General features: G+C 72.5%; 21 protein-coding genes and 1 tRNA gene. 8 read left to right on the forward strand and 14 right to left on the reverse strand.

The window, feature by feature from the left end; all coding sequences use genetic code 11:
• Nucleotides 1-26: 26 nt before the first annotated feature.
• On the reverse strand, nt 27-509 hold the full coding sequence (locus tag ACFYMU_RS20540) for a GNAT family N-acetyltransferase (protein WP_388374827.1): 483 nt from the start codon (nt 507-509) through the stop codon (nt 27-29).
• 252 nt (nt 510-761) lie between these two features.
• Here ACFYMU_RS20540 and ACFYMU_RS20545 point away from each other — a divergent pair, with 252 nt between their 5' ends.
• A complete protein-coding gene (locus tag ACFYMU_RS20545) occupies nt 762-1,547 on the forward strand; it encodes a LuxR C-terminal-related transcriptional regulator (protein WP_388374830.1) in 786 nt (261 codons plus the stop codon).
• Here ACFYMU_RS20545 and ACFYMU_RS20550 read toward each other — a convergent pair.
• A complete protein-coding gene (locus ACFYMU_RS20550) occupies nt 1,506-2,003 on the reverse strand; it encodes a MarR family winged helix-turn-helix transcriptional regulator (RefSeq protein ID WP_388374832.1) in 498 nt (165 codons plus the stop codon). The genes ACFYMU_RS20545 and ACFYMU_RS20550 overlap by 42 nt on opposite strands.
• A gap of 131 nt (nt 2,004-2,134) precedes the next feature.
• On the opposite strand from ACFYMU_RS20550, the gene ACFYMU_RS20555 reads away from it, so the two are divergent.
• Together ACFYMU_RS20555 and ACFYMU_RS20560 are read left to right on the forward strand one after the other, a co-directional pair.
• A complete protein-coding gene (locus ACFYMU_RS20555) occupies nt 2,135-2,944 on the forward strand; it encodes a trans-aconitate 2-methyltransferase (protein WP_388374835.1) in 810 nt (269 codons plus the stop codon).
• A 3-nt stretch (nt 2,945-2,947) separates the two neighbouring features.
• A complete protein-coding gene (locus ACFYMU_RS20560; protein WP_388374838.1) occupies nt 2,948-3,331 on the forward strand; it encodes a VOC family protein in 384 nt (127 codons plus the stop codon).
• A gap of 33 nt (nt 3,332-3,364) precedes the next feature.
• Here the strand turns inward: ACFYMU_RS20560 and ACFYMU_RS20565 are convergent, their stop codons facing one another.
• Nucleotides 3,365-4,039, reverse strand: coding sequence for a TetR family transcriptional regulator (locus tag ACFYMU_RS20565; RefSeq protein ID WP_388374841.1), 675 nt, complete (start codon nt 4,037-4,039; stop codon nt 3,365-3,367).
• Complete coding sequence (locus ACFYMU_RS20570) at nt 4,036-5,043, reverse strand: acyl-CoA desaturase (protein WP_388374844.1); 1,008 nt, start codon at nt 5,041-5,043, stop codon at nt 4,036-4,038. Before ACFYMU_RS20570 ends, ACFYMU_RS20565 begins: the two co-directional genes overlap by 4 nt.
• A gap of 305 nt (nt 5,044-5,348) precedes the next feature.
• Between ACFYMU_RS20570 and ppc the strand changes: the two genes are divergently transcribed.
• Nucleotides 5,349-8,081 carry a phosphoenolpyruvate carboxylase gene (gene ppc, locus ACFYMU_RS20575; protein WP_388374847.1) on the forward strand — a complete coding sequence of 911 codons (2,733 nt, stop codon included), beginning with the start codon at nt 5,349-5,351 and terminating at the stop codon, nt 8,079-8,081.
• 80 nt (nt 8,082-8,161) lie between these two features.
• Here the strand turns inward: ppc and ACFYMU_RS20580 are convergent, their stop codons facing one another.
• The 7 genes from ACFYMU_RS20580 to ACFYMU_RS20610 form a co-directional block, all read right to left on the reverse strand.
• Nucleotides 8,162-8,845 (reverse strand): LPXTG cell wall anchor domain-containing protein, encoded by a 684-nt coding sequence (locus ACFYMU_RS20580; protein ID WP_388374850.1) that lies wholly within the window; start codon nt 8,843-8,845, stop codon nt 8,162-8,164.
• A 124-nt stretch (nt 8,846-8,969) separates the two neighbouring features.
• Nucleotides 8,970-9,458 carry a hypothetical protein gene (locus tag ACFYMU_RS20585; protein ID WP_388374853.1) on the reverse strand — a complete coding sequence of 163 codons (489 nt, stop codon included), beginning with the start codon at nt 9,456-9,458 and terminating at the stop codon, nt 8,970-8,972.
• A 54-nt stretch (nt 9,459-9,512) separates the two neighbouring features.
• The gene (pth, locus tag ACFYMU_RS20590) at nt 9,513-10,115 is read right to left on the reverse strand and encodes an aminoacyl-tRNA hydrolase (RefSeq protein ID WP_388374856.1); all 603 of its coding nucleotides are present in this window, start codon (nt 10,113-10,115) and stop codon (nt 9,513-9,515) included.
• A 69-nt stretch (nt 10,116-10,184) separates the two neighbouring features.
• Entirely contained in the window at nt 10,185-10,778 is a 594-nt protein-coding gene (locus ACFYMU_RS20595; protein ID WP_388374859.1) for a 50S ribosomal protein L25/general stress protein Ctc, read from the reverse strand.
• 180 nt (nt 10,779-10,958) lie between these two features.
• The gene (locus ACFYMU_RS20600) at nt 10,959-11,933 is read right to left on the reverse strand and encodes a ribose-phosphate diphosphokinase (RefSeq protein ID WP_388374861.1); all 975 of its coding nucleotides are present in this window, start codon (nt 11,931-11,933) and stop codon (nt 10,959-10,961) included.
• Between the two features lie 111 nt (nt 11,934-12,044).
• Entirely contained in the window at nt 12,045-13,490 is a 1,446-nt protein-coding gene (gene glmU, locus ACFYMU_RS20605) for a bifunctional UDP-N-acetylglucosamine diphosphorylase/glucosamine-1-phosphate N-acetyltransferase GlmU (RefSeq protein WP_388374864.1), read from the reverse strand.
• 110 nt (nt 13,491-13,600) lie between these two features.
• Nucleotides 13,601-13,671, reverse strand: a tRNA-Gln gene (locus ACFYMU_RS20610).
• A 197-nt stretch (nt 13,672-13,868) separates the two neighbouring features.
• Between ACFYMU_RS20610 and ACFYMU_RS20615 the strand changes: the two genes are divergently transcribed.
• Nucleotides 13,869-15,188, forward strand: coding sequence for a sensor histidine kinase (locus ACFYMU_RS20615; RefSeq protein ID WP_388374867.1), 1,320 nt, complete (start codon nt 13,869-13,871; stop codon nt 15,186-15,188).
• A gap of 27 nt (nt 15,189-15,215) precedes the next feature.
• On the opposite strand, the gene ACFYMU_RS20620 is transcribed toward ACFYMU_RS20615, so the two are convergent.
• Nucleotides 15,216-15,710, reverse strand: coding sequence for an SUKH-3 domain-containing protein (locus tag ACFYMU_RS20620; RefSeq protein ID WP_388374870.1), 495 nt, complete (start codon nt 15,708-15,710; stop codon nt 15,216-15,218).
• A gap of 76 nt (nt 15,711-15,786) precedes the next feature.
• Entirely contained in the window at nt 15,787-16,287 is a 501-nt protein-coding gene (locus tag ACFYMU_RS20625; RefSeq protein WP_388374873.1) for a YwqJ-related putative deaminase, read from the reverse strand.
• A 264-nt stretch (nt 16,288-16,551) separates the two neighbouring features.
• Between ACFYMU_RS20625 and ACFYMU_RS20630 the strand changes: the two genes are divergently transcribed.
• The 3 genes from ACFYMU_RS20630 (at nt 16,552) to ACFYMU_RS20640 (ending at nt 21,702) form a co-directional block, all read left to right on the forward strand.
• Nucleotides 16,552-17,571 (forward strand): SMI1/KNR4 family protein, encoded by a 1,020-nt coding sequence (locus ACFYMU_RS20630; RefSeq protein ID WP_388374875.1) that lies wholly within the window; start codon nt 16,552-16,554, stop codon nt 17,569-17,571.
• 9 nt (nt 17,572-17,580) lie between these two features.
• Nucleotides 17,581-20,595, forward strand: coding sequence for an SUKH-4 family immunity protein (locus ACFYMU_RS20635; RefSeq protein WP_388374878.1), 3,015 nt, complete (start codon nt 17,581-17,583; stop codon nt 20,593-20,595).
• Between the two features lie 222 nt (nt 20,596-20,817).
• Nucleotides 20,818-21,702 carry a DivIVA domain-containing protein gene (locus ACFYMU_RS20640; protein ID WP_388374881.1) on the forward strand — a complete coding sequence of 295 codons (885 nt, stop codon included), beginning with the start codon at nt 20,818-20,820 and terminating at the stop codon, nt 21,700-21,702.
• A gap of 98 nt (nt 21,703-21,800) precedes the next feature.
• On the opposite strand, the gene ACFYMU_RS20645 is transcribed toward ACFYMU_RS20640, so the two are convergent.
• Nucleotides 21,801-23,294, reverse strand: a complete 1,494-nt coding sequence (locus ACFYMU_RS20645) for an MFS transporter (RefSeq protein WP_388374884.1) — start codon at nt 23,292-23,294, stop codon at nt 21,801-21,803.
• Between the last annotated feature and the right edge of the window lie 305 nt (nt 23,295-23,599).

The following is a 23,599-nucleotide window of genomic DNA, read 5'->3' on the forward strand; positions in this document are numbered from 1 at the left end:
GGCGCCTTCGCCCGACGGTGTCCTCCTCAGTCGCCGGACGGGCCCGTCACCGTCGGCCCCAGCCGCTTGGTCAGCGTGTACTCCGTGATCCCCGGCGGATAGTCGGGGATCACGCACACGACCTCGTAGCCCTGCTTCTTGTAGAACTCCGGGGCCTGGAAGTCCCAGGTCTCCAGGCGTGCGGTCGTGCAGCCGCGTCCCTCGCGCGCCAGTCGCTCCGCCGCGGCGAGCAGACGGGTGCCGAGGCCCGCCCCCCGGTGGCGGTCGTCGACCCACAGATACGCGACGTGCAGCCAGGTCGCCCAGGTGTGGCCGACCAGTCCGCCGGCCAGGTCCCCCGCCGCGTCCGAGGCCCAGACGTGGAGCGGGGTCTCGCGTTCGCCGGGTGTTCCGCGCAGGGCGGCAAGCACCGGTGACGCCGCCGTGTTCGTCTCGCGCAGCCGAGCGCGGAGCAGATCGCGCCGATCCTTGTCGACTTCCGTCTCGATACGAAACATGCGGCTCACCATAAACGCCCCCGTCAACCAGTTCTGCAAATTCCCTTCCCCTCCCGGCCCGCGGCCCTACCCTGTGAACAGCGCCGGTGGGGGCCGGCGCTGATCAGGGGGCGAGACAAGGCGGGTACGACGCCCGTGGTGGGGGTAGCAGTTTCAGCACGGCGGCGGCCGTGCGTTCTGCGTCGCCCCGTCCCAGGTGATGGACCGGGGAGCACTCCGGGCGCCGTACCTGCGCCGGTCGTCCCCCGAGCAGTGGGGGTTTGTGTGGTTCGCATCCGAGTCCTGGTCGTCGACGACCATCGCATCTTCGCCGAGTCGCTCGCCGCCGCCCTGGCCGCCGAGCCCGACGTCGACGTGTCCGCGGCCGGCAGCGGTCCGGCCGCCCTGCGCTGCCTGGAGCGGGCGGTGGCGGAGGGCCGCAGATTCGACGTGATGCTCGTCGACGCCGACCTCGGCGGCAACGTGCCGGGCTCACGTCCCGCGGTTTCCGTGCAGGAGGGCAACGAGGACGGTCTCGTCGACGGCATCTCCCTGGTCGCCGGGGTCCGCTCCGGGCAGCCGGGCGTGCGCACGGTCGTGCTCGCCGAGAAGGACGACCCGCGCCGCGCCGCCCTCGCCCTGCAGGCGGGCGCCTCCGGCTGGGTCGCCAAGGACTGCTCGCTGTCCCGGCTGCTCACGGTCATCCGGGGCGTGCTGCGGGACGAGACGCACCTTCCGCCCGCCCTGCTCACCGGGGTCCTGCGCGAGCTGACGGCCGCCCGCAAGCACCGCACCGAGAGCGAGCGCCTGGTCGAGTCCCTGACGCCCCGGGAGCGGGAAGTGCTGCAGTGCATGGTCGCCGGGCTGGGCCGGAAGGCCGTCGCCGAGCGGCTGTTCCTGTCCCCGCACACCGTGCGCACCCATATGCAGAACGTCCTCGGGAAGCTGGGCGTCCACTCCACCCTGGCCGCCGTCGCCCTCGCCCGCCGGGCCGGGGTGGGGCCGGTCGAGCCGGTGCCCCGACAGGCGCTAGCCGGGGATGTTGTCGAACGGGGCGGTCAGCTGGCGTAGCAGGGCGGCCAGTTCACTGCGCTGGGCCTGGCTCAGTTCCGCGAGGATGGCCCGCTCCTGCTCCAGCAGTCCGGCGAGCGCCTGGTCCGCCCGGTCCCGGCCCTCCTCGGTGAGGCGGACCAGCACACCCCGGCGGTCGCTGGGATCGGGCAGCCGTTCCACCAGGCTCTTCTTCGCCAGGCGGTCGATGCGGTTGGTCATGGTGCCGGAGGTGACCAGCGTCTGGGTCAGCAGTTGCCCGGGGGAGAGCTGGTAGGGGTCGCCGGCCCGCCGGAGCGCGGTGAGCACGTCGAACTCCCAGGGCTCCAGGCTGTGCTCGGAGAACGCCAGCCGACGCGCACGATCCAGGTGCCGGGCCAGTCTGCTGACCCGGCTGAGCACCTCGAGTGGTTCCACGTCGAGGTCCGGGCGCTCCCGGCGCCACGATGCGACCAGCCGATCGACCTCGTCCTCCATGACGATCAGTGTAATGGTTGTGTCGACATGAAGTCTCTTGATGTGAAGTCTCTTGACGTCAAGAGATATGGATGTGAGGCTGGGCCCACACCTCAGCCGTACCACCCGGTGACTCCGAGGAGGCCCCACCCATGCCTGCCGCAGCTCCCGCCTGGGACCCCGGACAGTATCTGCGCCACGCCGGCAACCGCGCCCGCCCCTTCGCCGACCTGCTCGCCCGCGTCCCCTCACTCCCCGCGGACCCGCCCCGCATCGCCGACCTGGGCTGCGGACCCGGCAACGTCACCGTCATGCTCGCCGACCGCTGGCCCACCGCCCGCATCACCGGCTACGACACCTCGCCCGCGATGCTGGACCGGGCCCGCACGGAACACGCGGGACCCACCCCGGCCGGGGGCCGCCTCGACTTCCGTCACGGCGACGCCCGCACCTGGACGCCCGCCGAGCCGCACGACCTGATCATCAGCAACGCCACCCTGCAGTGGGTGCCCGGGCACGCCGGCCGCTTCGCCGACTGGATCGCGGGCCTCGCCCCCGGCGGCACCTTCGCCTTCCAGGTCCCCAGCAACTTCGACGCCCCCAGCCACCGGCTGATGCGCGAGCTCGCCGACTCCGCCCGCTGGAAGGACCGTCTCGCCGGCGCCCTGCGCCACGGCGACGCCGTGCTCGCGCCCGAGGCCTATCTGCAGCGCCTCACCGCCCTCGGCTGCACGGCCGACGTCTGGGAGACCACGTACCTCCATCTGCTGGAGGGCGAGGATCCGGTCCTGGACTGGGTGAAGGGCACGGGACTGCGGCCCGTCCTCACCGAGCTGGGCGACGAGGCCGAGGAGTTCCTCGCCGACTACCGCACGGCGCTGCGCGAGGCGTACCCCCGCACCGCCCACGGCACCGTCTTCCCCTTCCGCCGCATCTTCGCCGTCGCCCGCAAGGAGGACTGACCGATGCTCGCCGCCCTCGACCACGTCCAGCTCGCCGTCCCGCCCGGTTCGGAGGACCTGCTGCGCGCCTACTACGCCGACGCCCTCGGCATGACCGAGATCCCCAAGCCCCCGGTGCTCGCGGCCCGGGGTGGCTGCTGGTTCCAGGCGGGCACGGTACAGCTGCACGTGGGGATCGAGCCCGGCCACCGGCCCTCGAAGAAGGCGCACCCGGGGCTCCGGGTCACGGACATCGAGGCGTACGCCGCGCGACTGGCCGCCCACGGTGCGACGGTCGCCTGGGACGACGACCTGCCGGGGCACAAGCGCTTCTACTCCGAGGACCCCGTGGGCAACCGGCTGGAGTTCCTGGAACCGGACACGGCGTGCCGGACACGTCCGGAGTGACGCCGGTGCCGGAGCGCCCGGGGCGATGCCGACTCAGCTCTTGCGGTGGCCTATCAGCCGCGGCTTCTGCTCCAGCCCGTCGAGACCGTGCCACGCCAGGTTCACCAGATGCGCCGCTACCTCGGCCTTCTTCGGGCGTCGCACGTCGAGCCACCACTGGCCCGTCAGGGCGACCATGCCCACCAGCGCCTGGGCGTACAGCGGGGCGAGCTTCGGGTCGAAGCCCCGGCTCTTGAACTCACGGCCCAGGATGTCCTCCACCTGGGTGGCGATGTCCGAGATCAGCGAGGCGAAGGAGCCCGTCGACTGCGGGATGGGGGAGTCGCGGACCAGGATGCGGAAGCCGTCCGTGTACTCCTCGATGTAGTCCAGGAGCGCGAAGGCCGCCTGCTCGCACAGCTCGCGCGGGTGTCCCGCCGTGAGAGAGCTGGTCACCATGTCCAGCAGGCGCCGCATCTCGCGGTCCACCACGACCGCGTACAGCCCCTCCTTGCCGCCGAAGTGCTCGTACACCACCGGCTTGGAGACCCCGGCCTTCGCGGCGATCTCCTCCACCGACGTGGCCTCGAACCCCTTCGCGGCGAACAGCGTGCGACCGATCTCCAGCAACTGCTGGCGGCGCTCGGCACCGGTCATCCGGGTGCGACGGGTGCGCCGCGTCTTGTCGTTGCTGGGGGTGCTGGAGTCGGTCGCCACACCGTCAATCATGCCGCGTCGACGGTCACCTTCTTGCGTCGGGAGCCGTTCCCATCGGTACTCCGGCGCGAATCGATACGGGAGCGTGACGGCCAGCGCACGTCGTACGCCCAGCCGAGCCGCTCGAACCAGCGGATGATCCGCGCCGACGAGTCCACCTGACCGCGCTCCACGCCGTGCCGGGCCGATGTCGGGTCCGCGTGGTGCAGGTTGTGCCACGACTCGCCGCACGACAGCACGGCCAGCCACCACACGTTGCCGGAGCGGTCGCGCGACTTGAAGGGGCGCTTGCCCACCGCGTGGCAGATCGAGTTGATCGACCAGGTCACATGGTGCAGCAGTGCCACCCGGACGAGGGATCCCCAGAAGAACGCCGTGAACATGCCCCACCAGGACATCGTCACCAGCCCGCCGATCAGCGGCGGCAGCAGCAGGGACACCGCCGTCCACAGCACGAACTGGCGGGAGATCGTCCGGATCGTCCTGTCCTTGATCAGGTCCGGCGCGTACTTGTCCTGCGGCGTCTGCTCCTCGTCGAACATCCAGCCGACGTGGGCCCACCACAGGCCCTTGATCAGGGCCGGGACGGTCTCGCCGAACCGCCACGGTGAGTGCGGGTCGCCGTCGGCGTCCGAGAACCTGTGGTGCTTGCGGTGGTCGGCCACCCAGCGGACCAGCGGCCCTTCGACCGCCAGCGAACCGGCGATCGCCAGCGCGATCCGCAGCGGCCTCTTGGCCTTGAACGAGCCGTGCGTGAAGTAGCGGTGGAAGCCGATCGTGATGCCGTGGCAGCCCAGGAAGTAGAAGAACACCAGGAGGCCCAGGTCGAGCCAGCTCACACCCCAGCCCCAGGCCAGCGGCACCGCCGCGACCAGCGCCAGGAACGGGACGGTGATGAAGAGCAGCAGCGTGATCTGTTCGATCGAACGCTTCTGCTCGCCGCCCAGCGTGGCGGAGGGCATGGGGTCGTCATCCGCCTGCGGGGCGTCTTCGATCACATCGGAGCTCGTGGTCATGGGGCGTCCCCTGTGGGGTCGAGGGTCGAGGCAGGTGCCGGGAAACGGACCAGGGCTGCTCCTGCGATCTGCGGAGACCCTACGGTTCCGTAACCTACGGCGTCGTAAGTATGGCAGCGCGCCGGCCGGCGGCAAGAGCCCGTGGGCCAGCGCGTCCGCGTGGACACCTATCCTTGGAGTCGGTCGGACAGCGCGGTCCGCTCTGATGTCTTCCCGGATGCCCGGTCCGTATGCGGCAGCCGCCGCGCACGGCACCCGTCCGGGTTCCCTCCGGATGAGCTTCAACACTGCAAGGAGCCGCACCTGTGAGCAGTGCCGACGACCAGACCACGACGACCAGCAGTGAGCTGCGCGCCGACATCCGCCGCCTCGGTGACCTGCTGGGCGAGACCCTCGTCCGGCAGGAGGGCACCGAGCTCCTGGAACTGGTGGAGCGGGTCCGCCGACTGACCCGGGAGGACGGCGAGGCCGCCGCCGAGCTGCTGCGCGGCACCGAGCTGGAGACCGCCGCCAAGCTGGTGCGCGCCTTCTCCACGTACTTCCACCTGGCGAACGTCACCGAGCAGGTGCACCGCGGCCGCGAGCTGCGCGCCCGGCGCGCCGCCGAGGGAGGCATCCTCGCCCGCACGGCCGACCGGCTCAAGGACGCCGACCCCGAGCACCTGCGCGAGACCGTCAGGCACCTCAATGTGCGCCCGGTGTTCACCGCGCACCCCACGGAAGCCGCACGCCGCTCCGTGCTCAACAAGCTCCGGCGCATCGCCGCGCTCCTGGAGGCCCCCGTCCTCGAGTCCGACCGCCGCCGCCACGACATCCGCCTGGCCGAGAACATCGACCTGGTCTGGCAGACCGACGAGCTGCGCGTGGTGCGCCCCGAGCCCGCCGACGAGGCCCGCAACGCGATCTACTACCTGGACGAGCTGCACGCCGGCGCGGTCGGCGACGTCCTGGAGGACCTCACCGCCGAACTGGAGCGCGTCGGCGTCAAGCTCCCCGACGACACCCGCCCCCTCACCTTCGGGACCTGGATCGGCGGTGACCGCGACGGCAACCCCAACGTGACCCCGCAGGTCACCTGGGACGTCCTGATCCTCCAGCACGAGCACGGCATCAACGACGCCCTGGAGATGATCGACGAGCTGCGCGGCCTGCTGTCCAACTCGATCCGCTACTCGGGCGCCACCGAGGACCTGCTGACCTCCCTGCGCGGCGACCTGGAGCTGCTGCCCGAGATCAGCCCCCGCTACAAGCGCCTGAACGCCGAGGAGCCCTACCGCCTCAAGGCCACCTGCATCCGCCAGAAGCTCCTCAACACCAAGCAGCGCCTGGCCAAGGGGACCCCGCACGAGCCGGGACGCGACTACCTGGGCACGTCCGAGCTGCTGCAGGACCTCAGACTCATCCAGACCTCGCTGCGCGCGCACCGCGGCGGCCTGTTCGCCGACGGCCGCCTCGCCCGCACCATCCGCACCCTCGCCGCCTTCGGCCTCCAGCTCGCCACCATGGACGTCCGCGAGCACGCCGACGCCCACCACCACGCCCTCGGCCAGCTCTTCGACCGGCTCGGCGAGGAGTCCTGGCGCTACGAGGACATGCCCCGCGAGTACCGGCACAAGCTGCTCGCCAAGGAGCTGCGGTCGCGGCGGCCCCTGGCCCCCACCCCCGCCCCGCTGGACGCGGCCGGCACCAAGACCCTCGGCGTGTTCGAGACCGTCAAGCGGGCCCTGCAGGTGTTCGGACCCGATGTCGTCGAGTCGTACATCATCTCGATGTGCCAGGGCGCCGACGACGTGTTCGCCGCCGCCGTCCTCGCCCGCGAGGCCGGCCTCGTCGACCTGCACGCCGGCTGGGCGAAGATCGGCATCGTGCCGCTCCTGGAGACCACCGACGAGCTCAAGGCCGCCGACACCATCCTGGAGGCCATGCTCGCCGACCCCTCCTACCGGCGCCTGGTCGCCCTGCGCGGCGACGTCCAGGAGGTCATGCTCGGCTACAGCGACTCCTCCAAGTTCGGCGGCATCACCACCTCGCAGTGGGAGATCCACCGCGCGCAGCGCCGCCTGCGCGACGTGGCCCACCGCCACGGCGTCCGCCTGCGCCTCTTCCACGGCCGGGGCGGCACCGCCGGCCGCGGCGGCGGCCCGAGCCACGACGCGGTGCTCGCCCAGCCCTGGGGCACCCTCGAGGGCGAGATCAAGGTCACCGAGCAGGGCGAGGTCATCTCCGACAAGTACCTCATCCCCTCCCTGGCGCGGGAGAACCTGGAGCTGACGGTCGCCGCCACCCTCCAGGCGTCCGCCCTGCACACCGCGCCCCGCCAGTCGGTGGAGTCGCTCGCCCGCTGGGACGCGGCGATGGACGTCGTCTCCGACGCCGCCCACGCCGCCTACCGCAGGCTGGTCGAGGACCCCGACCTGCCCGCCTACTTCTTCGCCTCCACGCCGGTCGACCAGCTCGCCGACCTCCACCTCGGCTCGCGCCCCTCGCGCCGGCCCGACTCCGGCGCGGGCCTGGACGGTCTGCGCGCCATCCCCTGGGTGTTCGGCTGGACCCAGTCCCGGCAGATCGTGCCGGGCTGGTTCGGTGTCGGATCCGGTCTCAAGGCGCTGCGCGAGGCCGGCCTGGACACCGTGCTCGCCGAGATGCACGAACAGTGGCACTTCTTCCGCAACTTCATCTCCAATGTGGAGATGACCCTCGCCAAGACGGACCTGAGGATCGCCCGGCACTACGTCGACACCCTGGTGCCCGACGACCTCAAGCACGTGTTCGCCACCATCGAGGCCGAACACGAGCTGACGGTCAGGGAGGTCCTGCGCGTCACCGGCGAGGAGGAACTGCTCGACGCCGCTCCGGCCCTCAGGCAGACCCTGGCCATCCGCGACGCCTACCTCGACCCGATCTCCTACCTCCAGGTCGCCCTGCTCAAGCGCCAGCGCGACGCCGGCGCGGCGGGCGCGGAGCCCGACCCGGTGCTGTCCCGCGCCCTGCTGCTGACCGTGAACGGCGTGGCGGCGGGCCTGCGCAACACCGGCTGACAGGCCCGGGAAACGCCGGTGCCCCGGGCTCCACGAGCCCGGGGCACCGGTCGTTCCTCAGCTGTCAGCCCCGGGAGCTGTCAGCCCCGGGAGGCGGTGCGCCGGCGCAGCAGCAGGTAACCGCCCGCGGCGACCATCGCGAGCGCGGCACCCGACAGCAGGCCCACCGGGGCGCCGCTGCCCGTCTCGGCGAGATTGCCGCCGCCCTGCGCGGACGGGGACGCCCCGGCCGACGGGACCGTCCCCTCACCGGCGGACGAACTCGGGGAGGCCGTCGCCCCCGCCGTGTCCGACGGAGAGGCCGACGACGACGGCGACGCGGAGGCGGACGGCGTCGAACCGCCACCGCCCTGGGAGCCCTCGCAGTACGTCCAGAACACCTTGTGCTTGGCGGCGCCCTTCTCGCCGTCGAAGTTCCAGAACAGCTTGTAGTGCCCGTCGGGCAGCGTCATGTCCTTCGTACGGCCGTGGCCCTTCGCGTCCAGGGTGATGTCACCGGACTTGACGGTCTCGCCCTTGGTGCCGGAGGTCGGGGCCCAGACGTCGATGTGCCAGTCGACCTGCTGGACGCCGTCGAAACCGAAGGCGTCGAGGTAGAACGAGCAGACGTGGGGCTCGTTGCGGCGCAGTTCCTCGCCGGTCCGAGCGTCGTGGATCTTCACCGTGCCGTTGTCACCGGGCGCGGTGGCGTGAGCGACGGGGGCGAGCAGGAAGGCCGCCGAGAGGCCGGCGGACACGGCGCCGGCGCGGATGAGGGTTCGCATGGACAGTCCATCTTCGAGATACGAACAGGAAGATGTGGAGGGGGCGGCTCATCCTCCAGCCTCGCGAATCGCCAGGTCAATCACGAACTCACAACGGTCACAGCGGACACCCCGGACTCACCGGTCACATCGTCGCGAAAGCCGCCGTCAGCAGCGCGACCCCGGCACCCGCCATCACCCAGGCCGCACGCGTCAGCCGCAGCCCGCCCGCCACCACGACCGAGGCCAGCAGCAGCGCCCCGCCCATCGGAACCCATGCGTACAGGATCCCGGCCGGACCCGAGCGCACCACGTCGTCCGTGCCCGGCTTCACGACCACGGTGTAGGTCTGCCCCTTCTTCACCGCGGCCGTCTTCTCGATCACCACGTTCCCGCGGGCCGTGGCCCCGGCCGACAAGGGAGTGAACGGGCCGCTGCACGTGTCCGCCCCGCACCGCGTCACCGCGATCGTGCCCTGCTCACGGCCCTTGGTCAGCATCACGTGCTGCGCCGTGCCCCAGGAACCCCAGACCCCGGCGATCAGGATCAGCACGGCGACGGCACCCATCGCCGCGAGCCGCCCGAACCGCAGCACCGCGACCGCGCCCGGTGAGGAGGAGACGGCAGAAGGCATGCCGGCGATCCTTGGCCATGGCCCGGGGCGCGGTCAACTCAGGTGGGCGACTCATCAGGAGTTGTACGAACTCTGCGCCCGTTCCAGGCCCTCGGTCACCAGACACTCCACCGCGTCCGCCGCACGGTCCACGAAGTAGTCCAGCTCCTTGCGCTCCGCCGACGAGAAGTCCTTCAGCACGAAGTCCGCGACGGGCATACGCCCCGGCGGACGCCCGATCCCGAACCGCACCCGGTGGTAGTCCGGCCCCAGCACCTTGGTGATGGACTTCAGGCCGTTGTGGCCGTTGTCCCCGCCGCCGAGCTTCAGCCGGAGCGTGCCGTGGTCGATGTCCAGCTCGTCGTGCACGGCCACCACCTGTGCCACCGGCACCTTGTAGAAGTCGCGCAGCGCGTTGACCGGACCGCCGGACAGGTTCATGTACGACATCGGCTTCGCCAGGACCACCCGGTGGCCGGCCGGACCGGGCGGACCGACACGGCCCTCCAGCACCTGCGCCTGGGCCTTGCCCGCCCGCTTGAACCTCCCCCCGATCCGCTCGGCCAGCAGATCCACCACCATGAAGCCGACGTTGTGCCGGTTCATGGCGTACTCGGGTCCGGGATTGCCGAGCCCCACGATCAGCCACGGGGCGTTTGCGGGCGTGGTCACGTCCATGTCTCCTTGATACGCGCCAGCCGCTGCCCCTGGAGGGAACAGCGGCTGACGGAACGACGACGGTGAGGATCAGGCCTCGGCGGCCTCTGCGCCCTCTTCCCCGCCCTCCGCGGCCTCTTCGGCCTGCGCGGCCAGGACCTGGAGGACCACCGCGTCCTCGTCGACGGCCAGCGAGACGCCGGACGGCAGCGCGATGTCCTTGGCGTGGACCGAGGCACCGGCCTGAAGACCCTCGACCGACACGGTCACGGACTCCGGGATGTGCGTGGCCTCGGCCTCGACCGGGAGCGCGGACAGGACGTGCTCCAGCAGGTTGCCACCCGGGGCCAGCTCGCCCTCGGTGTGCACCGGGATCTCCACGTTGACCTTCTCGCCGCGCTTCACCAGCAGCAGGTCGACGTGCTCCAGGTAGCCCTTCATCGGGTCGCGCTGCACGGCCTTCGGGATCGCCAGCTCGCGCGTCTCGCCGTCGATGTCGAGCGAGATCAGCACGTTCGGCGTACGCAGCGCCAGCAGCAGGTCGTGGCCCGGCAGGGTCAGGTGCAGCGGGTCGGAACCGTGGCCGTACAGCACACCCGGGACCTTGTTGTCACGGCGGATGCGGCGCGCGGCGCCCTTGCCGAACTCGGTACGCGTCTCGGCGGCGAGCTTCACCTCGGACATGTTCACTCCTCGTATGGATCGTGGGCGGACTGGGTTACCCGGCCACGAACGGCCTGCTACGAAGAGCGCGTCGATTACGGACCGCCGCACCGCAACCGGTACGGCCTCCCTCGCCGAGCAACTTCCGCAGTCTACTCGGAGGGGGAGGCCGTACCCAAAACGATCTCTACCGCAGAACCGTCACTGCTCGTCGAACAGGCTCGTCACCGAGCCGTCCTCGAACACCTCGCGCACCGCGCTCGCGATCGTCGGCGCGATCGACAGCACCGTGATCTTGTCCAGCTCCAGCTCGCCCGGCGTGGGCAGCGTGTTCGTGAAGACGAACTCGCTCACCTTCGAGTTCTTCAGCCGGTCGGCCGCCGGACCCGACAGCACACCGTGCGTGGCCGTCACGATCACGTCCTCCGCGCCGTGCGCGAACAGTGCGTCGGCGGCCGCACAGATCGTGCCACCCGTGTCGATCATGTCGTCGACCAGGACGCACACGCGGCCCTTCACCTCACCCACGACCTCGTGGACCGTCACCTGGTTGGCGACGTCCTTGTCGCGGCGCTTGTGCACGATCGCCAGCGGCGCACCCAGCCGGTCGCACCAGCGGTCCGCCACCCGCACACGGCCCGCGTCCGGCGAGACGACCGTCAGCTTGGCACGGTCCACCTTGCGGCCCACGTAGTCCGCGAGCAGCGGCAGCGCGAACAGGTGGTCCACCGGGCCGTCGAAGAAGCCCTGGATCTGGTCCGTGTGCAGATCCACCGTGAGGATGCGGTCCGCACCCGCCGTCTTCATCAGATCCGCGATCAGACGCGCCGAAATCGGTTCACGCCCACGGTGCTTCTTGTCCTGCCGTGCGTAACCGTAGAACGGCACGATCACGGTGATCGAACGCGCCGACGCGCGCTTCAGCGCGTCGATCATGATCAGCTGCTCCATGATCCACTTGTTGATCGGAGCCGTGTGGCTCTGGATCAGGAAGCAGTCGGCACCGCGCGCCGACTCCTGGTACCGCACATAGATCTCACCGTTGGCGAAGTCGAAGGCCTTGGTGGGCACGACTCCGACACCCAGTTCCTGGGCGACCTCCTCGGCAAGCTCGGGGTGGGCGCGGCCGGAGAAGAACATCAACTTCTTCTGGCCGGTCGTCTTGATCCCGGTCACAGCACTGTCTCCTCAGAGGTGTTCGCAGCCGGACATGGGCGGCCGTCTCGGCTGGTGGGGGTGCGGTGTGCACTTATCACGGTACGCCGTGTCAGACGCACCTGTTTCCGGTCAGCCTTCGCCGTCCGGCTCCCGGGAAGCCGCCTCGGCCGCCTTCGCGGCCGCGCTCCCGGGACGCTTGCGGGCCACCCAGCCCTCGATATTCCGCTGCTGACCACGGGCCACGGCCAGCGAGCCGGCCGGCACATCCTTCGTGATCACCGAGCCGGCGGCGGTGTAGACGCCGTCCCCGACCGTGACAGGAGCCACAAACATGTTGTCCGCACCGGTACGGCAGTGGGAGCCGATGGAGGTGTGGTGCTTGTCCTGTCCGTCGTAGTTCACGAAGACGCTCGCCGCGCCGATGTTGGTGTGGTCGCCGATCGTCGCGTCACCCACGTACGACAGGTGCGGCACCTTCGTGCCCTCGCCGATGGAGGCGTTCTTCGTCTCCACGTACGTACCGATCTTCGACTTCGGGCCGAGGCGGGTCCCGGGGCGCAGATAGGCGTACGGGCCCACCGACGCCCCCGCCCCCACCGTGGCGCCGTCGGCCACGGTGTTGTCCACCCGTGCGCCCGCGCCCACCTCGGTGTCCTTCAGCCGCGAGTTGGGGCCGATCTCGGCGCCCTCGGCGACATGCGTGGCACCCAGCAGCTGGGTGCCGGGGTGCACCACCGCGTCCTGCTCGAAGGTGACCGACACATCCACCCAGGTGGTGGCCGGATCGACGATCGTGACACCCGCCAGCATCGCCGCCGTCAGCAGCCGGTCGTTCAGGATCCGGCGGGCCTGGGCGAGCTGCACCCGGTTGTTGATGCCGGCGATCTCCCGGTGGTCCGCCGCGACGGACGCCCCCACCCGGTGCCCCGCCTCGCGCAGGATCCCGAGCACATCGGTGAGGTACTCCTCGCCCTGGCTGTTGTCCGTCCGCACCTTCTTCAGGGCGTCGGCCAGCAACTGCCCGTCGAAGGCGAACACACCCGAGTTGATCTCACGGATGACGCGCTGTGCCTCGGTGGCGTCCTTGTGCTCCACGATGGCCGTCACGGCGCCGGCGTCGTCCCGGACGATCCGGCCGTAGCCGGTGGCGTCCGGGACCTCCGCGGTCAGCACGGTCACGGCGTTGCCGTCCTCGCGATGGGTGGCGGCCAGCCCGCGCAGGGTCTCACCGGTCAGCAGCGGTGTGTCCCCGCACACGACGACCACGGTCCCGCCGACGGACCCGCCCAGCTCCTCCAGCGCCATCCGGACGGCGTGCCCGGTGCCGTTCTGCTCCGCCTGGACGGCGGTACGGGCCTCGGGGTCGATGCCGGCCAGATGGGCCCCGACCTGCTCCCGCGCGTGGCCCACCACGACGACCAGTTGCTCGGGCTCCAACTCGCGCGCTGAGGCGAGCACATGCCCCACGAGGGAACGGCCGCAGATCTCGTGCAGGACCTTGGGTGTGGCCGACCTCATACGGGTGCCCTCACCCGCTGCGAGAACGACGACGGCTGCCGGGCGATTGGCGCTCACGGGGATGCCCTTCGGCTTTTCGGGGTGGGGTGGACATCCGCAGGATACCGGGGCGTTTCCGGGAGGACATGGGAGCGGGCCCCGACGGTGCTGTCGGGGCCCGCGCTGCGCTCCCGGAGAAGGATTCGAACCCTCATTCAACGGACCAAAACCGTTTGTCCTGCCCTTAGACGATCCGGGACGGTGTGCGCACTCCGCCCGCTTGTGTTGATCAGGCTCGTGCGCGGAGTCCACTATGCCGTACCGAGCGCCTCCGATGCGACGGTACGAGCCTGCCCGCCGCGTGCGGCGCCGCTTCTGTTCGATTACGGAATGTGCTGTGACGCGACCGTCGGAACTCGGCGGAAAACGCCCGCGCTACGCCCGTAGTCTGGAGCCATGACCACGACGGGGGAAGTCCGCACCGAGGCCGGGACCGGGCCTTTGTGGTGGGGGCGGTGGCGCAGTGCGCTGCTCGACGTCTCGCTGGCGGCGGTGTCCGCCGTGGAGTGCGCGCTGGAGGGGATCCAGTTCTCGCGGGACGCCGGGCTGCCGGTTCCCGTCGGGACGGTGTTCGGGCTGTTCGCCGGCGTCACGCTGCTGCTGCGGCGAAGATGGCCGATCGCCGTCGTGCTGGTGGGCATCGCCATCACGCCCGCCCAGATGGGCTTTCTGATGGGTGTGGTCGGGCTGTACACCCTCGCGGCGTCGGAGCTGCCCCGGCGGATGATCGGCGCCCTGTCGGGCATGTCGTTCGTCGGGATGTTCATCGTGACGTACGTGCGGGCCCATCAGGGGGTGGTCCAGGGCGATCTGGCGATCGCGGGCGGGTTCATCCCCTTCCTGTCCGTGACGACCGCGCTCGGCACGACCGCTCCTCCCGTGCTGTTCGGGCTGTACATCGGCGCCCGGCGGCGGCTGATGGAGAGCCTGCGGGAGCGGGCCGACTCGCTGGAGCGGGAGCTGATGCTGCTCGCCGAGCGGGCGGAGGAGCGGGCCGAGTGGGCGCGGAACGAGGAGCGGACCCGGATCGCGCGGGAGATGCACGACGTCGTCGCGCATCGCGTGAGCCTGATGGTCGTGCACGCCGCGGCCCTGCAGGCCGTGGCGCGGAAGGATCCGGAGAAGGCCGTGAAGAACGCCGCCCTGGTGGGGGACATGGGGCGGCAGGCGCTCACCGAGCTGCGGCAGATGCTCGGGGTGCTGCGGAGCGGGGAGGGGATCGCGGAGCGGCCCGCCCGGGCCGATGTGCCCCTGGCCGCCGTCGGGGCGGCAGCGGCGGCCGCCGCGTCACGGGCCGCGGAGGATCCCGCCGACGGTCCGAGTCTGGCCGAGCTGGCGGAGCTGGTCGGGCAGTCGGCGGCGGCCGGGATGGTCGTGCACCTGTCCGTGGAGGGCGAGGCGCGCCCGTATGCGCCGCAGGTGGAGCAGACGGCGTACCGGGTGGTGCAGGAGGCGCTGACCAACGTGCACAAGCACGCGGCGGGGGCGAAGACGCACGTGCGGCTGGCGCACCGCAGCGCGGAGATCGCGATGCAGGTGGAGAACGAGCCGCCGCCCGAGCCGGGTTCGGCGCGGGCGGCGCGGCTGCCCAGCGGGGGCAACGGCCTGGTGGGGATGAAGGAGCGGGTCAGCGCGCTGGGCGGGGTGTTCGTGTCGGGCCCGACGGACGCCGGCGGGTTCCGGGTGTCGGCGGTGATTCCGGCCGGGGCCGCGTGACCCCGGGGGCGCGGCCCGTTCCCCGGGTCAGCCCGCGGTGAGCCGTACCGGTTCGATCCCGGTGATCAGGGTGGTCAGGCCGTGGTCGATGTCCGGGCCCAGGTACCAGTCGCCGGTGTGGTCGAGGGCGTAGACGCGGCCTTCGGCGTCGACGGCGAGCAGGGCGCGGCTGTCGGACTCCTCGCCGAGGGGGCAGATCTCGGTGCCGAGGGCGCGGCCGAGGTCGCCGAGGGTGCGGGCCATGTGGAGGCCGTGCAGGGGGTCGAGGTGGAGCACGGCGGGGGCGACCTGCCGGCCGGGCTCCCGGGCGGTGATGCGCAGGCCGCCGAACTCGGCCCATGCCTCGACCGCCGCGGGGAACACCGCGTGTCGGTGGCCCGCGGGGGAGGTGTGGCCGCGCAGGGTGTCGGCCCAGCCTTCCGCCTGCCTTATGTCCCAGCGGCCCGGTTGCCAGCCCGCGGCGCGCAGTGCGGCGTCCACCGGTACGGAGAAGCGTGTGCTGGAGGAGCGGTCGGTGTGCATCTGCCCTTCGTTCGTCGAGTGCCTGGACCGGCGTGCGGACGCCGTGCTGCGGTGGTGCGTGGGCCGGGGTAAGGGGTCAGCTCCGCGCCGTGGGGTCGACGATGCGTACGCCGAAGTGGTCGCTGAGGGCGGTGCAGGCACGGCAGGGCGCGGCGAAGCTGCCGTGCAGCGGGTCGCCGTCCTCGCGGATGCGGCGGGCGGTGAGCTTGGCCTGCCTGAGGGCCTTGCGGGCCTCGCCGTTGGTCATGGGCTTGCGGGCCGCGCGCCTGCTGCGGGCCGCGTCGGCGGCCGCGATGTGGCGGGAGATGAGGATCACTTCGGCGCAGCGCCCCGTGTAGCGGTCCCGTTGACCGCTGGTGAGGGTGTCGAGGAAGTCCTGTACGAGGGGATGGAGGGCGGGTGGCTGGTCGCCGCGTGCGGCGGTGCCGGTGAGGGTGGCGCCGCGGACGGAGAGGGCGGCGGCGACGGTGGGGAGTATGCCGTCGCGGCGGTGGCGGAGGGCGGGGGCGGCGGTCGCCTCGGCGCTGCTCCAGCCGACGCGCGGGTCCCCGGACGTGTCCGTTTGTGTCGCGTTCATGATCGTCTTCCCCTCCCATGCATCCCCCGGGCGGCACCCAGAGTGCCAAATGCCGTGGCTGCTGCGGAAGCTGGGGCGTCGTGACACGCCAGGGCTTCGGCGGACCGTCACGGCAGGGTGACGGCTGGTCACGGAGGTGACGGCCGGATGAACGGTCGTGGGACCGGAGGCCCGGTGACCGGTGTCGTCGTACCGCATAGGCTGTTCGGCATCCGCGATTCATCGCCGTACAGGCCAGACAGAACGCCGCAGGGGGCAACCGCCATGACGACAGGTCGGCTCGGACTGGGGGCACCTCCCGGCCGCCAGGCCGGGGGACACGCCGCGCCGCCGAACGCGGCCTACGCCGGACAGGTCGTGCACTTTCCGGATCCGGTGCGGGCCGCCCGTCACCCGAGAGGGGTACGGGTGGACGAGTTCGGCTACCCGGACTTCTCGCCGTACGCCCGTGGGGCGGCCGAGATCGCCGACCCGCCGGAGGGCTTCGGCGTGGACGAGTTGCGGCTGACGGACTACGTGTCGGCGAACGCGGCGCTCGCGGCGTCGGGGCACGATCTGTGGGAGACGATCCCGGCGGTGGCGACTCCGCACGGCTGGACGTGGCACCACGTCCGCGGGACGCGGCGCCTGGAGCTGGTCCCGGTCGAGGTGAAGGCGCTGCTGCGGCACCACGGCGGGATCGCGACGGCGAACGTCGATCAGAACAAGCGGGGCACGCGGCCGTTGCAGGAGACGCGGCCGGCGCATTTCCGGCTGCCGCGGTCGTCGGTGGCGGTGACGGAGCAGCAGGTGCTGGGCGTCGAGGAGGAGCTGGGCTACCGGCTGCCGGGGGCCTACCGCTCGTTCCTGAAGGCGGCGGGCGGTTGTGCGCCGGTGGGCGCGGCGCTCGACGCGGAACTGGGGCTGCTGGTCGACCAGCCGTTCTTCACGGTGCGCGACGAGGCGGCGGTCAACGACCTGGTGTACGTGAACAAGTGCCTGCGGGACCATCTGACGAAGGATTACCTGGGAGTCGGTTTCGTGCAGGGCGGTCTGCTGGCCGTGAAGGTGAAGGGCGAGCGGACCGGTTCCGTGTGGTTCTGCGCGTTCGACGACGCGCGCGACGTGGACCCGTCGTGGGCGCCGGCGGACCGTGTGGCACGGCTGCTGCTGCCCTGCGGCGAGGACTTCGACCGGTTCCTGTCCCGGCTCGCGGGCAATCCGCCGGAGTTGGAGACGGTGGCGAACCTGATGGTGGACGGCGGGTTCGCGCGTGCGGTGCCCGTACCGTCGGCGGGGGAGTGAGGTCGGGCGATGGTGACGTTCGCACAGGCGCAGGAGCGCGCGGAAGAGTGGATCAACGGCGACGTGCCGTCGTACCAGCATCGTGAGGTGCGGGTGCGGGAGTTCGAGCTCGGGTTCGTGGTGTGGGCGGAGGACCGGGCGGAGGGCCCCCGTTCGGACGGGGGCGCGCAGCGGCTCGTCATCGCCCGCGACAGTGGCGAGGCGACGCTGTGGCCCGGTCTGCCGGTGGGCGAGGTGATCCGCCGGTACGAGGAGGAGTACGGGGCGAAGGACGCGGCGCCGCAGCCCGCGCCGGCGGCTCCGGCCCGGGTCGATCTGAACCAGACGTCGTTCCTGTTGAGCCCGCCGGAGTGGCTCCAGGAGGCGGCGGACAGGATGGGCATCCCGGATCACCGGCGGGCGGCCGGGGCGGCTTCCGGGGCCTCTTCCCGGGCGGCGTCCGGAGCGTCGGACGGTGCCGGTTCGCGCCCCGCGGGCGGCGCGGCGGCCGGGGATGCGCCGGCCGCGGCGGCCCCGGGCGGTGCGGGATCGGCGTCGGGTACGCCGTGGCCGGCCGCCGGGCGCGGCGAGGAGGCGTCGGCCGCGGGGCCGGGTGCGCCCGCGGGGGCGACGCCGTGGGCGGGGACCGACACCAACGCCGAGGCGGGCGAGGACGGTTCGGTGCCGCTGCCGGCGACGGTGTTCGCGCCGCCGCTGGTCGACGCGGACGAGGGCGACGGCACGCCGCCGCCCGCGGTGGCGCCGGACGCGAAGACAGCCCTGATGGCGGGCGGCAGCCAGTTGCCGCGCACGACGGTGGCTCCGGTGCTGGACGGGCCGGGTGCGCCGGGCGCCGCGGGGACGCCGCCTGGCGGTGTTCCGGGCGCGCCCGGTGGGCCGCAGGCGCCGGGCGTCCCGGGCACCCCGCCGCCCGGACCGCCCTCCTACGGCTACCCGCAGGGTTCCGCGGGCGGTCCCGGTACGCCGACGCCGGGTACGCCGGCGCCTGGTGCGCCCGTACCGGGTGCGTCGCAGGTTCCTGGTGTGTCTGTGCCTGGTGGGTCGCAGGTTCCTGGTGTGTCTGTGCCTGGTGGGTCGCAGGTTCCTGGTGTGCCTGTGCCGGGCGTGCCGCAGGCCCCGGGCGCGCCCGGCCAGGCGCAGCCTCCGGCCGGTTCGCCGGTGCCCGGGCAGCGGGTCGCGCCGAACGCCGGGGACATCGCCGACGCCGCGACCAGCAAGGCGGCGCCGCCACGGGGCGGGAACCCCGGCGGGGTGCCGCATCCGCCGGGCGCCCCCGGAGTGCCGGGTGCGCCCGGTGCGCACCCGGGTGCGACGCCGCCGCCGTCCGCGCCAGGTGGTCCGGCGGGCGGCTATGTGCCCACGCAGCTCGTCTCGCAGCTCGGCCCCGACGGACCCGGGGGCCCGGGCACGCCCGTTCCGGGCGCGCCGCAGCCTCCGGGTCCTCCGGGTGCTCCGGGTGCGCCGCAGCCTCCGGGTGTTCCTGGTGCTCCGGGTCTGCCGGGTCTGCCGGGTGGTGGGACGCCGCCGCGGGGTGTGCCGGGTGGGACGCCGCCGGGTGGTGTGCACCATGCGGCCACGATGCTCGCGGGTCCCGCCGTCGGGGGCCCCGGCGCGCCGCAGCCTCCGGGTGCTCCGGGAGCGCCGCAGCCTCCTGGTGTTCCGGGTGTTCCGGGTGTTCCGGGTGTTCCTGGTGCTCCGGGTCTGCCGGGTGGTGGGACGCCGCCGCGGGGTGTGCCGGGTGGGACGCCGCCGGGTGGTGTGCACCATGCGGCCACGATGCTCGCCGGTCCCGCCGTCGGCGGCCCCGGCGCGCCGCAGCCTCCGGGAGCCCCGGCAGGCCCGGGAGCGCCCGGCGCCCCGGGCGCTCCCGCCGGCCCCGGTGGCGTGCACCACGCCGAGACCATGCTGGCCGGGCCGCCGGTCGGCGGCCCGGGCGCGCCCCCGCCGCCGCCCCCGGGCGCTCCCGGCATGGCGCCCGGCGCCCCGCAACCGGTGCCGGGGCAGCCGATGCCCGGTCAGCAGCCGTCGTACGGCTATCCGCCCCAGGGCCAGCCGACGGTCGGCCCTGGCTACCAGGCCGTGCTGCGCTACCGCGCGCAGGACGGTTCGGAGCAGCAGCTGATCCGGCGTTCGGCGCCGGGCACCCCGCACCCGGAGTGGCAGATCTTCCACGAGCTGCGCGCGATGAACGTCCCGCCGGACCAGGTGCTGGAGCTGCACACGGAGCTGGAGTCGTGCGAGCTGCCGGGTGCGTACTGTGCGCGGATGATCCGGGAGAACTGGCCGCAGGCGCGGATCACCAGCATCGCCCCGTACGGCGCCGACCATGCCTCGCGTCAGCAGGGCGTGCAGCAACTGCTCGCACATCAGGGTGAGTTGCACCAGGTGGCGGACGGTCCGGCGCGGCCGGGGCCGGTACGCGCGCCGCTACCCCCGGTCCCGCCGGTCCCACCGGTGCCGCCGGAGGCCGTCGCGCAGGAACTGGCCGGCGCCTTCGGGCCGGGGATCTTCCGGTTCGACCAGGCCGCGGTCTCCCGGCAGGGCGTGCCGCCGGTGGTGGCGCACACCCTGGTGGTGGCCGGGCTGCCCCTCGACATGGGCCCGTTCTTCTGGGCGCAGGCGCAGCCGGGCCGTCCGGTGCCGACGCTGGCCGAACTGGCGCAGGAGCGCGGGGTGCAGCCGGCCGCGGACGCGGGCTCGTACCTGGTCATGGGCAGCGACTTCGGCAAGGCGATCTGTGTGCAGTACGGCACGGCGCACATCGTCGCGGTGCCGGTGGAGGCCGGCCCGGGCGGGGCTCCTGTGCCGCCGCAGTTCGTGAACACGGGGCTGCCCGAGTTCGTGCGCTGCCTGGCGCTGCTCGGCCGGATGTGGCGGCTGCGGTACGGGCTCAACCAGGAGCAGGCGGGCCGTTGGACCGTCGACTTCCAGGCCCAGCTGGCCTCCCTGGACCCGGCGGCGCTCGGCTCTCCGGAGAGCTGGTGGTCGGTGCTGCTGGAGCAGATGTGGGACGGGTTGCTGTGACGCGTCGTTCCTGACGATTCCCGGCGGGTCCTGATGGTTCCTCAGGGGGCAGGGCCCGGTCGTACGAAGCCGTACGACCGGGCCCTGCCCCCTTTTCAGGTGGTGTCCGGAGAGATCCGTTGCTTATGTGCGGAGTGTCGCGTTATAAACGCTTCCGTCTGATCCATCAAGATGTGCGCGAAATCATTGGTTCGTGTGGGTCAGGTGGAGAGGGGTTCCACGATGAGCAGCGCACCGGAGCCGTCGTACGGCTTCGTGACCGTGCGGCGCGGCTACCGTCCCGACCAGGTGGATGCGTACACCGCGGCCCTCTCGAGGGACCGCGACGCCGCCTGGGAGCGGGCCGCGCGGCTGACCGTGCTGGCGAAGGAGATGGAGGGCGACCTGGCGCGGCTGCGCGAGACGGTGGCGCAGCTGGGCCCGCAGACCTACGAGACCCTCGGCGACGGCGCCCGGCGCCTCTTCGACCTGGCGCAGGAGGAGGCCACCGCCGTACGGGAAGGGGCGCGCGAGGAGGCGCAGCGCCTCGTCGCCGAGGCGGAGGAGGAGGGGCGGCGCCTGCTGGAGACCGCGCAGGAGTATGCGGACGAGGTGCGCGGCGAGGGCGAGGAACGGGTGCGTACGCGTCTGCTGGCGGCCCGGGCCGAGGCGGACGATCTGCGGGTCACGGCGCGGCGCGAGGTGAAGGAGGGGCGCGGCGAGGCGCTGGCGGCGCTGCGCGAGATGCGGCAGCGCACCGAGGCGCTGCTCGCCGAGCAGGAGCGGGAGTACGCCGAGCTCTGGGAGAGCGAGGAGCGTGCCGAGGCCGAACGGGCCGCGGAGATCGACGCGTCGAGCGCCGACCGGGCGGCGCGCGCGGAGGCCGCCCTGACGGAGGCCGAGCGCGCGTTCGCCGCGGCGGAGCAGTCGGCCGGACAGATCGAACTGGACGCCCAGGCGCGTGCCGCCGAGCTGATCGCCGAGGCCCGGGTGCGGGAGGACCGGATCGCCCGCGAGACGGAACGGGTGCTGCGGGAGCACGGCGAGGAATGGGACTGCGTGCAGGCCCAGATGGACCATGTGCGCAGCAGCCTCGCCATGCTGACGGGCCGGGCCGCCGCCGAGTAGGCCACGGCCCGCTCGCGTCCGTCCTCGCCCCGGTGGGGAGCGAGGGCGGACGCGCGCGGTGCCGCGGGAAGGGGTGACGGGCGTTGGCGGCGCGGGGTTCAGTCCTCGAGGACGGGGAACCGGCGCGGCGCCACGACCAGCAGGACCAGGAACGCGAGCGCCGCCGCGCAGGACGCGCCCAGGTAGACCGCGTGGACGGCGGACGCGATCGCCCGGCGGGTCGTCTCGGGTGCCGTGCCGTGGTCCAGCGCCCGCGTCACCGCGTCCAGGTCGCCCGCGCCGCCCAGCCGGGACGCCAGGACCCCGTTGGCGACCGCGCCGAACACCGACGCCCCCACGGTCTGGCCGGTCTGACGGCAGAAGAGCACGGATGCCGTGGTCGTGCCGCGCTCCGCCCAGCCGACCGTCGACTGCACGCCCACGATCAGCGGGAGCTGGAAGAGCCCCAGCGCGCCGCCGAGCAGCAGCATCAGGAGGGCCGGCTGCCACGCCTGCCCCGGGTAGGGCAGGAACGGGAACGCCAGCAGGATCAGCGCCGCGGTGCCGATGCCCAGCATCGCGGTGGAGCGGAAGCCGATGCGCCGGTACACGTGCTGGCTGAGCGCCGCCGACACCGGCCAGCTCAGCGTCCACACGGAGAGCACGAACCCGGCGGCCACCGGCGCGAGGCCCAGGACCGCCTGGGCGTACGTCGGCAGGAACACCGACGGGGCCACCATCAGCAGTCCCAGCGCGCCGAGTGCCAGGTTGACCGCGGCGATCGTCCGTCGCCGCCACACCCACCCGGGGATGATCGGCTCCGCCGCCCGGTGCTCGACCGCCACCACCACCGCGACCAGCCCGAGTCCCAGGCCGAACAGCGCCATGGACGGCGCCGACAGCCAGGGCCAGGCCACCCCGCCCTGCACCAGCGCCGTCAGCAGGACGCCCCCGCAGGCGAACACCGCGAGCGCGCCCGCCCAGTCGATACGAGGACGTGCGTGCGCCTCTCGCTGCGGCTCGTGCAGATGACGGACGATCAGCCAGAGCGCGAACGCACCGACCGGGAGGTTGACGAGAAAGATCCACCGCCAGTCCGCGTACGCCGCCAGCACCCCGCCGAGCGCCGGGCCCGCGATCGCGGACACCGCCCACACGGTGGACAGCTTGGACTGGATCTTCGGGCGCTCCTCCAGGGGATACAGGTCGGCGGCCAGCGTCTGCACCGTGCCCTGGAGCGCGCCGCCGCCCAGGCCCTGCACGATGCGGAACGCGATCAGCGCGCCCATGTTCCAGGCGAGCGCGCACAGCAGCGAGCCGAGCAGGAAGAGGGCCGCGCCCACGATCAGCACCGGCTTGCGGCCCAGGGTGTCGGAGAGCTTGCCGTAGACGGGCAGGGTCACCGTCACCGCCAGCAGATAGCCCGAGAACAGCCAGGAGAAGACGGAGAAGCCGCCGAGATCGCCGACGATCTGCGGCACGGCGGTCGACACGACCGTCGAGTCGAGCGCCGCCAGCGCCATCGCGAGCATCAGCGCCGCGACGACGGCACCGCGCCTGTCGGCACCGGTGTGCCGCGTGGCCTTGCGTACCGCAGGTCTGGTGCTGCCCACCGGTGCCCTCCCCTGTATGTGCCCGCCGCACGCAAGTTTCGCACTTGACCCTGACGCGACGGGAGGGTGGACGCTGGCCGCGCCGAAGGGTGGAGCCGACCCCGAGAGGAGCTCCACCCCACGGTGGACTGCCCCTAGGGGTACCTCCGTACGAGGTGTCGGGGAGGGTTCGTCCCGGGGGAGGACGAGAGGGACCGGACCCGTTCCTTAACCTGGTCTTACGCCGCTGGGGAGCGGCCGGGACGCACGGGGGTCGTGCCGGCCGTAGCAGAAGGGGTGGGGTTTACCCCAGCGGAAGAGGGGGC

This window comes from Streptomyces sp. NPDC007264, from assembly GCF_042869095.1.
Lineage (GTDB): Bacteria > Actinomycetota > Actinomycetes > Streptomycetales > Streptomycetaceae > Streptomyces.

Coding starts and splice junctions, on each gene's coding strand:
- ACFYMU_RS20540 (WP_388374827.1), bottom strand. CDS start 509: ATGGTGAGCCGCATGTTTCGTATCGAGACGGAAGTCGACAAGGATCGG.
- ACFYMU_RS20550 (WP_388374832.1), bottom strand. CDS start 2,003: ATGGAGGACGAGGTCGATCGGCTGGTCGCATCGTGGCGCCGGGAGCGC.
- ACFYMU_RS20555 (WP_388374835.1), top strand. CDS start 2,135: ATGCCTGCCGCAGCTCCCGCCTGGGACCCCGGACAGTATCTGCGCCAC.
- ACFYMU_RS20560 (WP_388374838.1), top strand. CDS start 2,948: ATGCTCGCCGCCCTCGACCACGTCCAGCTCGCCGTCCCGCCCGGTTCG.
- ACFYMU_RS20565 (WP_388374841.1), bottom strand. CDS start 4,039: ATGATTGACGGTGTGGCGACCGACTCCAGCACCCCCAGCAACGACAAG.
- ACFYMU_RS20570 (WP_388374844.1), bottom strand. CDS start 5,043: ATGACCACGAGCTCCGATGTGATCGAAGACGCCCCGCAGGCGGATGAC.
- ACFYMU_RS20580 (WP_388374850.1), bottom strand. CDS start 8,845: ATGCGAACCCTCATCCGCGCCGGCGCCGTGTCCGCCGGCCTCTCGGCG.
- ACFYMU_RS20585 (WP_388374853.1), bottom strand. CDS start 9,458: ATGCCTTCTGCCGTCTCCTCCTCACCGGGCGCGGTCGCGGTGCTGCGG.
- pth (WP_388374856.1), bottom strand. CDS start 10,115: ATGGACGTGACCACGCCCGCAAACGCCCCGTGGCTGATCGTGGGGCTC.
- ACFYMU_RS20595 (WP_388374859.1), bottom strand. CDS start 10,778: ATGTCCGAGGTGAAGCTCGCCGCCGAGACGCGTACCGAGTTCGGCAAG.
- ACFYMU_RS20615 (WP_388374867.1), top strand. CDS start 13,869: ATGACCACGACGGGGGAAGTCCGCACCGAGGCCGGGACCGGGCCTTTG.
- ACFYMU_RS20620 (WP_388374870.1), bottom strand. CDS start 15,710: ATGCACACCGACCGCTCCTCCAGCACACGCTTCTCCGTACCGGTGGAC.
- ACFYMU_RS20625 (WP_388374873.1), bottom strand. CDS start 16,287: ATGAACGCGACACAAACGGACACGTCCGGGGACCCGCGCGTCGGCTGG.
- ACFYMU_RS20630 (WP_388374875.1), top strand. CDS start 16,552: ATGACGACAGGTCGGCTCGGACTGGGGGCACCTCCCGGCCGCCAGGCC.
- ACFYMU_RS20635 (WP_388374878.1), top strand. CDS start 17,581: ATGGTGACGTTCGCACAGGCGCAGGAGCGCGCGGAAGAGTGGATCAAC.
- ACFYMU_RS20640 (WP_388374881.1), top strand. CDS start 20,818: ATGAGCAGCGCACCGGAGCCGTCGTACGGCTTCGTGACCGTGCGGCGC.